The 13513-nt window shown below is 55.9% G+C and carries 12 protein-coding genes; all 12 read left to right on the top strand.

Translation table 11 applies throughout. The features are described 5' to 3' along the window. Positions 1–73: 73 nt before the first annotated feature. The 12 genes from JG725_RS04965 (at position 74) to JG725_RS04910 (ending at position 13396) form a co-directional block, all read left to right on the top strand. On the top strand, positions 74–2179 hold the full coding sequence (locus JG725_RS04965) for a TonB-dependent receptor (protein ID WP_199377220.1): 2106 nt from the start codon (positions 74–76) through the stop codon (positions 2177–2179). After that, the gene (locus JG725_RS04960; protein WP_233356300.1) at positions 2169–3143 is read left to right on the top strand and encodes an ABC transporter substrate-binding protein; all 975 of its coding nucleotides are present in this window, start codon (positions 2169–2171) and stop codon (positions 3141–3143) included. Before JG725_RS04965 ends, JG725_RS04960 begins: the two co-directional genes overlap by 11 nt. Further along, positions 3140–4129 carry an iron ABC transporter permease gene (locus JG725_RS04955; RefSeq protein ID WP_199376908.1) on the top strand — a complete coding sequence of 330 codons (990 nt, stop codon included), beginning with the start codon at positions 3140–3142 and terminating at the stop codon, positions 4127–4129. The genes JG725_RS04960 and JG725_RS04955 overlap by 4 nt, the downstream gene beginning before the upstream one ends. After that, complete coding sequence (locus JG725_RS04950) at positions 4122–5153, top strand: iron chelate uptake ABC transporter family permease subunit (RefSeq protein WP_199376906.1); 1032 nt, start codon at positions 4122–4124, stop codon at positions 5151–5153. The genes JG725_RS04955 and JG725_RS04950 overlap by 8 nt, the downstream gene beginning before the upstream one ends. A 12-nt stretch (positions 5154–5165) precedes the next feature. Continuing rightward, the gene (locus JG725_RS04945) at positions 5166–6002 is read left to right on the top strand and encodes an ABC transporter ATP-binding protein (protein WP_172289139.1); all 837 of its coding nucleotides are present in this window, start codon (positions 5166–5168) and stop codon (positions 6000–6002) included. After that, a complete protein-coding gene (locus JG725_RS04940; protein WP_199376904.1) occupies positions 5995–6825 on the top strand; it encodes an IucA/IucC family C-terminal-domain containing protein in 831 nt (276 codons plus the stop codon). Before JG725_RS04945 ends, JG725_RS04940 begins: the two co-directional genes overlap by 8 nt. A 219-nt stretch (positions 6826–7044) precedes the next feature. Next, positions 7045–8412 carry an ATP-dependent RNA helicase RhlE gene (gene rhlE / locus JG725_RS04935; protein ID WP_199376902.1) on the top strand — a complete coding sequence of 456 codons (1368 nt, stop codon included), beginning with the start codon at positions 7045–7047 and terminating at the stop codon, positions 8410–8412. 283 nt (positions 8413–8695) lie between these two features. Further along, positions 8696–9031: a YegP family protein gene (locus JG725_RS04930; protein ID WP_172289142.1), complete on the top strand. Its 336-nt coding sequence runs from the start codon at positions 8696–8698 to the stop codon at positions 9029–9031. A gap of 177 nt (positions 9032–9208) precedes the next feature. Next, positions 9209–10186, top strand: a complete 978-nt coding sequence (gene dusC / locus JG725_RS04925) for a tRNA dihydrouridine(16) synthase DusC (protein ID WP_199376901.1) — start codon at positions 9209–9211, stop codon at positions 10184–10186. Then, the gene (locus JG725_RS04920; protein WP_199377218.1) at positions 10176–10724 is read left to right on the top strand and encodes a hypothetical protein; all 549 of its coding nucleotides are present in this window, start codon (positions 10176–10178) and stop codon (positions 10722–10724) included. Before dusC ends, JG725_RS04920 begins: the two co-directional genes overlap by 11 nt. Positions 10725–11050: 326 nt before the next feature. Beyond that, positions 11051–11590 carry a class IV adenylate cyclase gene (gene cyaB, locus JG725_RS04915; protein WP_172289144.1) on the top strand — a complete coding sequence of 180 codons (540 nt, stop codon included), beginning with the start codon at positions 11051–11053 and terminating at the stop codon, positions 11588–11590. A 396-nt stretch (positions 11591–11986) separates the two neighbouring features. Continuing rightward, positions 11987–13396, top strand: coding sequence for a flavocytochrome c (locus JG725_RS04910; RefSeq protein WP_199376898.1), 1410 nt, complete (start codon positions 11987–11989; stop codon positions 13394–13396). Positions 13397–13513 lie beyond the last annotated feature (117 nt).

Genomic DNA, 13513 nt, shown 5'->3' with positions numbered 1-13513 from the left:
GCGTTTTCCGTCAATGGCCGGCAACGGATGGGTTGACGAATTGGATGAATCTAAGGGGAAGAGATTGAATCAGGTGCGCGCTTTAGTTGCGTTGATGCCATGCGTACTCATTTCGCAGGCCTATGCGCAAGATGAAACGGCTAACAATGCTGACAATAACGGTGATGAGATGGTGGTTTCCGCCTCCCGTTCCAATATCCAGCAGGAAAAATCACCGCAGGTCGTCACGGTAATTACCAAAGAAGAAATTGAGCAGCAGATGCTGATTTCTTCTGACTCATCTCAAGTACTAAGCAATTTATTGCCGTCGTTTTCACCCAGCCGCCAGAAAATGAGCGGCAGCGGCGAGACGTTCCGCGGGCGTGCGGCACTGGTGATGATCGACGGTATTCCCCAGTCGAACCCGCTGCGCCCCACCGGCCGTGAAATGCACACCATCGATTTTTCCATGGTGGAACGTATTGAAGTGATCCACGGGGCCAACGCCACCAACGGGCTGGGCGCCACCGGCGGCGTAATCAACATTATTACCCGCCGCCCGGAAAATGGTTCGTTTAATCAGCATGTCAACGTGCAGACCACCATTCCGACGGAAAAGATCCGCGGCGAAACCGCCAGCTATAAAACCACCTATCGGGTCGACGGGCGGGAAGATTATTTTGATTACCTGTTTTCTGTCGGTTACGAGGATCAGGGACTGTATCTGGATGGTAAAAACCGCCCCGTCGGCGTGGACAACACGCAGGGCGATACTATGGATTCCCGCGCTTACGATCTGCTGGCGAAAGTGGGTTACTGGCTGAATGACTACCAGCGGGTTCAACTGAGCGTCAATCGTTATCACATCAAAGGCGAAAATAACTATCTCAGCGTGGACGGCGATCGGGATCAAGGTATTCCCACCACGTCGGTACGCGGCACGCCACCGGGTAAAGCGCCGAATAACAGTATCTGGACTACCGGCCTGACCTATGAACACCACGATCTGGCGGGGATGAAACTGTCGGCGTTGGTATTTAATCAGCGCTATGAGGCACTGTTTGGCGCAACGCTGTCCGGTACTTTCCAGGATCCGGACATTGCGCCTGTGGGAACGCTTTACGAGCAGTCCCGATCCGTTGCCAACAAGTACGGCACCAAGCTGGCGCTGACCAAAGACGATCTGCTGGACGACACGCTGAAAGTCACGGTCGGTTTCGATACCTTGTACGATAAAGGGAAACAGGATCTCTACCTGACGAAGCGCACTTATGTACCAGAAATGGAGTACACCAACTACTCACCGTTTATTCAGGGTGAGTATCAACTGCTGGATAACATTACGCTGCACGCGGGTGCGCGCCATGAAATTGCCAAGCTCGAAGTCGGTTCCTATCAAACGCTGGCGTCCAACAACAATGTGACGGTAGAAGGCGGCAGCCCGAAATTTAATAAAACGCTGTATAACGCCGGTATTGTTTATACGGCGACAGATTCACTGAGCCTGTTCGCCAACTACTCAGAAGGTTTCGGTATGCCGGATGTCGGTCGTGCGCTGCGCTCAATTAATGAGCCGGGTATTAGCCTGAAAAATTTTGACGGCTTTAAACCGATTGTGACGGATAACGTAGAGACAGGATTCCGTTTCAAACGGGATCGGTTTGACTTCGAAGCCAGCTACTATGAATCCAAGTCCAAACTAGGCGAACGTGTCAGGCAGCAAGGGGATGTCTTTGTGTCCGACCGCCAGCGTACCCGCATCCATGGGGTGGAAGTGAGCGCCGGTTATCAGATTAACGATCGGCATAAGGTCAACGCGTCGTATGCCCACAGTCAGGGAAAATATGACAGCGATAACAACGGCAGCCTGGATACCAAACTGGATGGATTAAACGTAGCGCCGGATCGCCTGATCGCCAGTTGGTCGGCCAACTGGAATGAGACATGGAGTTCGTTTGTGCAGGTGAATCACGCCTTCAACAAAAACTTCGACGGCACCGATAAGGACTTTGACGGCTATACGCTGGTGGATGCCGCAGTGGGCTATAAGCTGCCTTATGGCAAACTGAATGTGTCGGTGGCTAACTTATTGAATGAAAACTATATCACCTACTATTCCCAAAGCGCGCTGGTCAACGATACCCGCTATTTCTCCGGCCGCGGACGCACGCTAACGCTGGGTTATTCGATTGATTTCTGAGTCTAATCCGCTTTACTACGCGTTAAGATCGGCATCACGGCAATGGTTAAGCGTTGCCGTGATGCTGTCGTTTCTGCTGGCGGCCGTCGCGCAGGCGTCGGAAGCGCCGCGAGCGATCTATCATGCGTTGGGCGTCACTGAGATTTCCGGTACGCCGCTGCGGGTGGTGACCTTATTTCAGGGGGCGACGGACACGGCGGCGGCGCTCGGCGTGACGCCCGTCGGCGTGGTCGATTCCTGGACGGAGAAACCAACCTATAAATATCTGCGTCCGGCCTTGCGGGGCGTGGCGCACGTCGGGCTGGAAACGCAGCCCAGCCTGGAGGATATCGCGCTGCTCAAGCCGGATTTAATCGTGGCCTCAAGATTTCGCCATGAGAAGATCTACGGCCTGCTGTCGCAGATAGCCCCGACGGTGGCGCTGGAGGAAGTTTTCGAGTTTAAAAAAACGCTACAGGTCATGGGGACGGCGCTCAATCGACAAGCGCAGACCGAACGGCTGTTGACGCAGTGGCGGCAGCGGGTAACGACATTACGCCAGCGGCTGGCGACCCGGTTCGGCGCGAACTGGCCGCTGAGCGTGGCGGTGCTGGAGTTTCGCGCGGATCATCTGCGTAGCTATCTGCCCGCCAGTTTTGCCGGATCGGTGCTGTCGGAGGTCGGTTTTGTCTGGCCGCGACCCGACGCCTATCAGCAGGGGGTGATGCAAAAACTGACTACTAAAGAAAGCATGCCGGTGGTGGACGCCGGGTTGTTTTTCATTTTCATGCGATCGGATCAACCGGCAGTGGCGAAAAATTATCAGGACTGGCGCGCGCATCCTCTCTGGTTGCGGATGCAGGCCCCGCGGCAACAGCGTATCTATCAGGTGGACGGCGTGGCCTGGAGTTTGTCCGGCGGCATTCTGGGCGCCAATAACATTCTCGATGATATAGAACAGCAGTTTGCCGGAGCCGCGCGATGAGCAAAGCGCTGGTGCTGTTGTTGGGTGTGCTGTTGCTGTTTATCGTCTGTATCGCCAGCTTAATGTACGGACAGACCACCATTGCCTTCCCGGTGGTGATCAGGGCGTTGTTGCATCCCGATGCGCAGCAAATCGATCATATTCTGGTGACCACCACCCGGCTGTCCCGCACGCTGATTGCCATTCTGGTCGGCGCCAGTCTCGCGGTGGCGGGAGCGCTGATGCAGTCGTTGACCCGCAACCCGCTGGCCTCGCCCGGTATCTTCGGGGTGAACGCCGGGGCGATGTTTTTTATTGTTTTCCTCTCCTCGTGGCTGCCGCTTTCCTCTTCACTGTCGCTGACCTGGACGGCGTATGCCGGCGCGGCGGTCGCCGGCGGACTGGTTTATGCGCTCGGCACGCTGGGGAACAGCCGTAGCAGCCAATTGCGGATAGTGCTGGCCGGCGCGGCGATTACCGCGCTGTTCACCGCGTTTACTCAGGCGATCCTGGTCATCAATCAGGATGGACTGGACAGCATTCTGTTCTGGCTGGCCGGGTCGGTATCCGGGCGGAGTCTGGCGCAGTTGCTGCCGATGATGCCGTGGTTTACGCTCGCCATGACGCTGAGCCTGCTGCTGGCGCGGCACATTAATATTCTGGCGGCCGGTGACGAGGTGGCAAAGGGATTGGGGCAGCGAACCGTATTGATCCGCAGCCTGATGGGACTGTGCGTCATTGCGCTGGCGGGCGGCGCGGTCGCCGTTGCCGGCAGTATTGGTTTTATCGGATTGATCGTCCCGCATATGGCGCGTCGCTTGCTCTCTACCGACCACCGCTGGCTGCTGCCGGGGTGCGCGGTTTTGGGGGCCACGCTGCTGGTGTCGTCGGATGTGGTCGCCCGCCTGCTGATCCAACCGCAGGAGATCCCGGTGGGGGCGATGACCGCCCTACTGGGCGCGCCGTGGTTTATTTATCTCGCCAGAAAAGGAATGCGGCATGGATAACCGTTACCCGCTGCGCATCGGCGCTTTTTCGCGTTTGCTGGATTGGCGGCTGGTCGGCGTGGTCGCCATGCTCCTGCCGCTATCGCTGCTGGTGATGCTGGCCTCGCTGTCGTCGGGGAAAGTCTTTATTCCTCCGCTTGAGGTGATGCAGGCGCTGGCCGGTGATGCGGATCGCGGCATCGAATTTATTGTCACCGAACTGCGTTTGCCGCGTATTTTGCTGGCCTGTTTGGTCGGCGGGGCGCTGGCGATAGCGGGGCTGCTTTTACAAAGCATTGTGCGCAACCCGCTGGCGTCGCCGGATATTCTGGGCATCACCAGCGGCGCCGCGGCGGCGGCGGTGTTTTTTTTGTCGTTTCTGGCCGCCGGCGTCAGCCTGCGCTGGCTGCCGCTGGCGGCGATCGGCGGCGCCTGGCTGACGGCCGGCGCCATCTATCTGTTGGCGTGGAAGCAGGGAAGCGCGCCGATCAGGCTGGTGCTGGTGGGCGTGGGATTGTCCGCCATTATGAACGCCGCGACCACCATGATGCTGGTATTCAGCCCGATCGGCACCACGCTGTCCGCCTATGTCTGGCTGACCGGCAGCGTGTATGGCGCGCAGTGGCGGGATGTGTATGCGCTGGCCGGCTGGCTGGCGGCTATCCTGCCGGTGCTGGCGCTGCTGGCCCGGCACGTTAATGTCCATGAGCTGGATGATGCGCTGGCCGTCGGCATCGGCATGCCGGTGGGCCGTATTCGTCTGGCGCTGCTGGCGGTGAGCGTCGCGTTGGCCGGGGCGGCGGTCGCTTATGCCGGGGCGGTGGCGTTTGTCGGGCTGATTGCGCCGCATATCGCCAAAAGCCTGGCGGGACGCGGGTTTCCCGGGCTGGCGATGGTGGCGGCATTGCTGGGCGCCAATCTGGTGATGCTGGCCGATCTGATCGGCCGGACGTTGTTTTTGCCGCTGGATTTACCCGCCGGGATCTTTATTGCGGTGTTGGGAACGCCTTTTTTTATCTATTTGCTGATTCGGCAACGTCAATAAGAAGACTGAGTTATGTGTCCGACAGAACCTTGTGCTGTACCGCGTCAGTCCATTGAAAGCCGGGCGTTGACGCTGAGCTATGACCGGCAGGTGATCATCGATGCGCTGGATATCGCGCTGCCGGCCAATCAGATTACCGTGCTGGTGGGCAGCAACGGCTGCGGCAAAAGCACGCTGCTGAAATCCTTCGCCCGCCTGCTGAAACCGCAGAGCGGCATGATTATCGTCAATGGCGAGGATATTCATAAAAAATCCACCGTCGCGGTGGCGAAAGAACTGGCGATCCTGCCGCAAACGCCGACCGCACCGGAAGGGCTGACGGTGTACCAACTGGTGAAGATGGGGCGCTATCCGCATCAGTCCTGGCTAAAACAGTGGTCGCCGGAAGATGAACGCCAGGTAGAGCAGGCGCTGCGTAGCACCGGGGTGGCGACGTTGAAAGATCGGGCGGTGGATTCGCTTTCCGGCGGTCAGCGCCAGCGGGTGTGGATCGCCATGACGCTGGCGCAGGATACCGACATTCTGTTGCTGGACGAACCGACAACCTATCTCGATCTGGCGCATCAGATGGAGGTGCTGGATTTGCTGCGTGAACTCAATGTGCGGCAGCGGAAAACCATTGTAATGGTGCTGCACGATCTGAATCTGGCCTGTCGCTACGCGCACCATATGGTCGCGGTGCATGACCGGACGGTGTATGCGCAGGGGAAACCCGGCGATATTCTTACCGAAGCCACGGTGAAAACGGTGTTTAACCTCAACTGCCGGATGATTACCGATCCGTTTTTCGGTACGCCGCTGTGTATTCCCTTTGGGCGAGACGCCATAAGCGCGGGTACGGATGCTTAACGCGCAGCAGTGGGCGATGTTATCCACTACGCTGCGGCTGACCGCGGCCGCGGAACGGGATAAACGCGACGCCTGCGACAGCACGGCGCTATTGGATACCGACTATTGCCGTCGGCTGCTGGATCAGCTTACGCCGGCGCTGTTGTCGCCGTCGCGCAAGATTACCGCGTCGCTGCTGAGCAAACGGATTGCGTTCCTGACAACCGCATCCAGCCTATACGCCATGTCGGTGTACAACAAAGGGCTGAATATGGCGCTGGACAACTGCGTGCTGGAATACGGCCATCGCCAGCAGTGGATCTCCACCATGCCGCTGTACGACCTTTCCGTTTCGCAACCGGCGGCGGGGCAGCGTGAGGCGTGGCGCCGGCGTCAGTTCGCCACGCTGTTCGGCAGCCATCTTTCGCCGCTGTTGCAGGCGCTGGCGGCGGCGTCGGACGCGCCGCTGCGGATACTGTGGGAAAACACTGCGGTACGGGTTTTTTCGCTCTATGAACAGCGGATTAAGTTGGACGACCCGGCGGCGGAATGCTCGCCCGGCATCACCTTGGCGCAGCAGGTACGGCAGGATTTTGATGCGTTGCTTGAGGCGCCCGGCGATCTTTTTAACTGCGACGACAATCCGCTGAAGCCTTTTTACCGCCCGAAAACGCGGGTGCCGGTGCTGAATCATCCTGCCCCCGGAGTGGAGGGTATCCGTTTTAAAGAGGTGCGATTTCGCCGTACCTGCTGTTTCTACTATAAGGCCTCGCGGCCGCAGGAGTATTGCTCTACCTGTCCGCTGTTGCGGCCCCGAAAAGGCCCTCGCGAAACGGGCAAGTAAATCCGCATAACATGATTCATTGCAGATAAAAATCCCTTAACGCCCGGAACTCTGTTACAATCGCCACAGTTACGCACCGTAGTTGTGCCCGTTCATCGTGGTTGTTGCTTACGTCGTTATTGTTGAGTTGATGGTGGCCCGGCAAACCCGTCTTATTGTCCCTCTGAAAACTACACCGGTTATTACCCGGTCAGAGCGGATCTGGAGTTGTTCTCTATTATGTCATTTGATTCTCTCGGCCTGAGCGCCGATATCCTGCGTGCTGTTGAAGAACAGGGCTATCGTGAACCAACGCCTGTACAACGTCAGGCTATTCCCGTGGTGCTGGCCGGCCGCGACCTGATGGCCAGCGCGCAAACCGGCACCGGTAAAACCGCTGGTTTTACCTTACCGCTGTTGCAACTGCTGAGCAGCAACGCGCCGCAGGTAAAAGGCCGTCGTCCGGTACGGGCGTTGATCTTGACGCCAACCCGCGAGCTGGCGGCGCAGATTGATGAAAACGTGCAGGCGTACAGCAAGTATCTGCGTTTGCGTTCGCTGGTGGTATTTGGCGGCGTCAGCATCAACCCGCAGATGATGAAGCTGCGCGGCGGCGTGGATATTCTGGTCGCCACTCCCGGGCGTTTGCTCGATCTGGAGCATCAGAATGCGGTCGATCTGTCGCAGATTGAAATCCTGGTATTGGATGAAGCGGACCGTATGCTCGATATGGGCTTTATTCACGATATCCGCCGCGTCCTGGCGAAACTGCCGGCGAAGCGGCAGAATCTGCTGTTCTCCGCCACTTTCTCCGATGAAATCAGGACGCTGGCGAATAAGCTGTTAACCAACCCCGCATCGGTTGAAGTGGTGCGCCGCAATGCGCCGTCAGAGCTGGTTACCCAGCACGTGCATTTTGTCGACAAGCGCCGCAAGCGGGAATTGCTATCCCAGTTGATCGGTGAAAATAACTGGCAGCAGGTGCTGGTGTTTACCCGCACCAAACACGGGGCCAACCATCTGGCAGAGCTGCTGGAGAAAGACGGCATCACCGCCGCCGCCATCCACGGCAACAAAAGCCAGGGGGCGCGTACCCGGGCGTTGGCGAATTTTAAAGACGGCGGCATTCGCGTGCTGGTGGCGACCGATATCGCCGCCCGCGGGCTGGATATCGATCAGCTTCCGCACGTGGTGAACTATGAATTACCCAACGTGCCGGAAGATTACGTACACCGTATCGGCCGTACCGGCCGGGCGGAGTCGACGGGAGAGGCCTTGTCGCTGGTCTGCGTTGACGAACATAAGCTGTTGCGCGATATCGAGCGTTTATTGAATCGTGAGATCCCACGCATCGCCGTGCCGGGCTATGAACCCGACCCGTCGATCAAGGCCGAGCCGATCGTCAACGGGCGGCAGGGAAATCGCGGCGGCGGTCGCAGCGCCACGCCACGCGGCCAATCCGGCGCGCCTCGCGGTCAGGGTGGGGAGCACAAACGCGCCGATGGCGCCCGTCAGCCACGCAGATCGAGCGGCGGCAATGCTTCCAGCCCGTGGGGTGGCGGCGAAGGGCAACGCCGCGCGCCGCGCCCGCAAAATCGCAGCAAATAAACTCTAATTAAAACGAGGGAGCCAGCCGGCTCCCTCAGATCGTTGAGAAATCTATTATCCATTATCGCCGCCCACCGGACTTTGTCAGCAAACTCAGGGAGCCGATATGCTCCTTCAGACTCTGAACGGCGTATGCCGCCCGTCCGACATCAAACCTTTCATGCCCGAAAATCTCCCGCCCGCATTTGACGCTTGTTTATCATGGGTCAACACTTAATGTGACCGTTTGGCCGGCAAAAAACGCCGCCAGCAATCATATTAACCAGCGTCAGGAGTGATAGCGATGAGTGGGAAGTTCGAGATTTATCAAGGTAAGGACAGCCAGTTTTATTTTCGTCTTAAGGCCGGCAATGGTGAACCGATCCTTGCCAGCGAAGGCTACACCGCCAAAGCCAACTGTAAAAACGGCATTGAGTCGGTAAAAAAGAATGCTCCCGATGACGGCCGCTATAACCGCTTAACGGCAAAGGATGGCTCGCCGTATTTTACGCTCACCTCGCCCAATCATCAGGTTATCGGCCGCAGCGAAACCTACAGCTCCGCCGATGCCCGCGACAAAGGGATTGCCTCCGTCAAGAACAACGCTCCGGATGCGCGTATTGACGATCTCACCGACTGACTTGCCAGTGGAAACCGGGGGAGCTTGATCGCCCCGGCCTGACTGTCGCCGTTCGCTATTTTCGGTTGCATCCTTGTCGCGGATAGGGATGTTGCCTTATCCGCTGGTTTTTTCCGTTGCGCATTCCTGACGATGGACAGTACCATTGCGTGCTTTTTGTTATCACCGAGTAACGTTATGCGTGTTGTGCTTGCTCCGATGGAAGGGGTTCTCGATTCATTGGTTCGGGAACTGTTGACCGAAATTAACGATTATGACCTGTGCATCACCGAGTTTTTGCGGGTGGTGGATCAGCGCCTGCCGGTCAAATCCTTCTATCGCTTATGCCCGGAGTTACATCATGCCAGCCGCACGCCATCCGGCACGCGGGTGCGTGTCCAGCTTTTGGGGCAATACCCGCAATGGCTGGCGGAAAATGCCTATCGCGCGGTTGAACTGGGTTCGTATGGCGTCGATCTGAATTGCGGCTGTCCGTCTAAACTGGTCAACGGCAGCGGCGGCGGGGCGACCCTGCTAAAAGATCCCGAACTGATTTATCAGGGCGTCAAAGCGATGCGCGCGGCGGTGCCTGCCCATCTTCCGGTGACGGCGAAAGTGCGTCTGGGCTGGGATTCCGGCGCTCGCCAGTTTGAAATCGCTGATGCGGTGCAGCAGGCCGGCGCGACGGAGTTGGCGGTGCATGGCCGTACCAAAGAAGATGGCTATAAGGCTGAGCGCATTAACTGGCAGGCCATTGGCGAAATTCGCCGTCGGCTGACGATTCCGGTGATCGCCAATGGTGAAATCTGGGACTGGCGAAGCGCGCAGGCGTGTCTGGCCACCACCGGTTGCGATGCCATCATGATCGGCCGGGGAGCGCTTAACGTGCCGAACCTGAGCCGGGTGATAAAATATAACCAACCGCGAATGCCGTGGGCGGACGTCGTCACGCTACTGCAAAAATACGTCCGGTTGGAAAAGCAGGGCGATACCGGGTTGTATCATGTCGCCCGTATCAAACAGTGGCTGGGCTATCTGCGTAAAGAGTACACCGAGGCCGTTGGGTTGTTTGGTGAAATCCGGGCGTTGAACACCTCCGCCGATATCGCCCGGGCGATTTGTGCGAGGCAGCCCCGGACGCGTTCTCAACCAAGGGGATATTATGATGGATATTGATGCTCAAACCGGCCGGCACTATGAACAGGCAAGGGCGCTCGTCGCGCCGGCCGCGCCTGTTGTTTTGCTGTATATCGGTGAACGGCAAACGACGGCTGTCTGTGGAACCGGGCCGCAGCCGGGAGCGGTTCTTGATTTAGCGGTGGGGTTTGAAAAAACGGCGGATGCCTTTTTTAAGCATATTCCCCCTACGCCGGATGAAATGGAATTGGCGATTATGACCGTTGAGGATGAGGTGATCGGCATTCGTCACGAACTGCCTGAGGGTTCATCGCTGTTTTCTTTTGATCCGGCATTGGCCGAGATCGCACGTATCTCTGGGGTGAAAGAACAGGCTGAGGGCTGGTTATTGCCGTTGGAGGACATGGAACGCGCCTTTAAACGTCTCGAACGGGTGATGCTCGGCACGCCGGCCTCATGGGAAGGTATTCCGCTGGAAAAGGCATTTTCCGCCAGATTGCTTATTCTGCGTGAATTTATGCATCATCACGGCTTCGATTTCGTACGTATCCTTACGCCATCGTCTTCCGCGAGGTGAAGCACTGGCGGTTTTTTTAACCTCAGCTACTATTAACGGCCTGCGTTTGTAAAAAGACGCCGGCCGTTTTTTCTTTCGGGTATGGCGTTCCGAGACGGGAACTCGCCCGTATCAACATTCACACTCTGTGCGGCTGTCTTTATCACCTTCGTCTTGAAGGTATGACGGCAGTGTTGGTCAGATTGTGGTGGTATTGCCGGCAGGAGCGGGAGAAGGAGCGAATGTGCATTTTATGCGCATCCGGCTTAATGCGTCGAAAAAGCGCATTGATATGTCGGGACTGGCGTTCCATAGTGCTTATGGACAGTCCTGTAAGGAGAAAGAACATGATTGAGCATTTTGCAGGGAAATATGAAGTTGAGCTGAAATTTCGTATTCAGGATATCGCCGTTTTTCGCGATACGCTCTTTAGCCATCACCCTGAGGCCTTTGTCTTCGAGAATAAAGAGCATGATATTTATTACGACGATGCGCAAGGCGGTCTGCAACAACAAAACATAAGCATGTTATTACGACGGATGGCTCCATCAGGGATTAAACTTTGGATCGTCAAAGGCCCGGGGGCCGAGCGCTGCGAAGCGGTGAGCGTCGAATCGTTCGAAAAGACGGACAGTATGTTGCAGACGCTGGGATACCGTGCGATTCATGAGGTCTATAAGACGCGTAGCGTCTATTTTCTGGATATTTTTCATATTACGCTGGATTATATTGAATCACTTGGTCACTTTGTCGAAATATCCGTTATGACCGATGATGAAGCGCAACTGAATTCGTTAAGAGAACAATGTATTGAATGTGCATTTCGCCTCGGGCTGTCAATGGAAAATATTGAAACCCATTCTTATCGACAATTACTGGGATTTTAACCGGGCATAGAGCGAACAGATTAAATATGTCCTTAATGTCTTCTTTATGTTATTTGGTTGTTAAATTAGCTAACGGATTGGCCGCTATTTTTATGGCGGTCAATCACTGACTTATCCTCCTGACCTGCTGAAAAAAGAGATACCCGAAATATCCCCTTTCCTTTGAGCGAATTGATAAATCCGCTGTGACTATTTAATTCAAACAATTTATAAATCTATGATCGGGTTAAAATTTTTGAATATTAATCGGAGTAGGATTTAAATCAGCGCTGTTTTATACACGATGATGAGTTTTCTGTATGTATCAAAGCAGTGTCGGATAAATATCGAGTCGGATATGAAAATATCCGTTTTGGAATCCCTTACTGGCAATAACCGCATACAGGTTCATACATCATGAAAAAACCAGTCCTATTATTGAGTGCGTTGGCATTGGCCTTTTCCTCAGCCGTTCACAGTGAAAGCACCGATTTGGTGATTATCGGCGCGGGCGGGGCCGGGATGTCGGCGGCCATTGAAGCGCATAATCAGGGGGCAAAAGTCATATTGCTGGAGAAAATGCCCTTTGCCGGCGGAAATACCGCGCGGGCGGAAGCAGGATTAAACGCTGCCGGTACGGATCTGCAAAAAGCCAGAGGCATCACGGACAGTCCTGAGATGTTTTATGAGGACACCATGAAAGGCGGGCGGAATATCAATAACCCGGAGGTGGTTAAAACGCTCACGGCGCATGCGAAAGACTCTGTTCTCTTTTTGAAAGAGAATGGCGCCGATCTGGCGGACCTGACCCGCACCGGCGGTTCCCGCGTCGACCGTACCCACCGTCCGGCCGGGGGTGAACCGGCGGGAAGCTTTATTGCCGTAGCCCTGATTAAAAAAGTCAAAGCGTTGGACATCGATCTTCGCACCAGCACTTCGGCAACGGATATCGTCCAAAACGACAAGGGAGAAGTGACCGGGGTTAAAGCGCAAGGGAAAGATGGCAAAGAATTCACCATTGATGCCAAGAAAGTGATGATCACCTCAGGGGGCTTTGGGGCCAACTTTGACATGATCAAACAATACGATCCTAAGCTGGTGGGGTTTAAAACCACCAATGCGCCGGGCACCCAGGGCGACGGCGTCAAAATGGCCGGCAAGCTGAATGCCAAGCTTGTGGATATGGAGTATATCCAGATTCACCCTTCCACCGTGCCGGGTAAAGGTATTTTGATTACCGAAGCGGTACGCGGCGATGGCGCGATTATGGTCAACGAGAGCGGCAAGCGCTTTGTTAATGAACTGCTTACCCGTGATGTGGTTTCCCAAAGCATCCTGAAACAACCGGGCGCGCATGCCTATTTGATTTTCAATGATGAACTGGTCAAGCAAAATCAGGCTACGCAATCTTACTTCAAGCAAAAACTGGTTGCTGAAGGGAATACGGTTGAAGAGCTAGCCAACGCCATTCACATTGACGGCAAGCAACTGGCGCAGACGCTCAGCGCTTACAGCCGCTATGTCAAAAGCAATAAAGACGATGAGTTCGGCCGTGAAAGCATGAAGCTGGCCTTTGATAGCGGCAAGTATTACGCCATTGAAGTCACGCCCGGCATTCACCACACGATGGGCGGGATTGCGATTAACAACAGGGCACAGGTACTGGATGTGAATGGTAAGGTCATTCCTAACCTGTTTGCGGCGGGAGAGGCGGCCGGCGGCGTGCATGGCGCCAATCGTCTGGGCGGCAACTCGCTGGCGGATATCGTCACCTATGGTCGTATCGGCGCCGATCAGGCCGTGAAAGAGATAAAAGAAGGCAAATAATCAGGGAACCCGATCCCAAAATCCATCCATCCTGATTGTCCGGGATGGATGAGTGGTTAATATGCATATTCAGGGCGTTGCCCGCCGTTAGCGTTAGTCATCATCTTATTGTGTAAT

This window comes from Brenneria sp. L3-3C-1 (assembly GCF_016456245.1).
In the GTDB taxonomy this organism is placed as follows: Bacteria; Pseudomonadota; Gammaproteobacteria; order Enterobacterales; family Enterobacteriaceae; genus Brenneria.
This window is presented reverse-complemented; position numbering and strand designations above follow the sequence as displayed.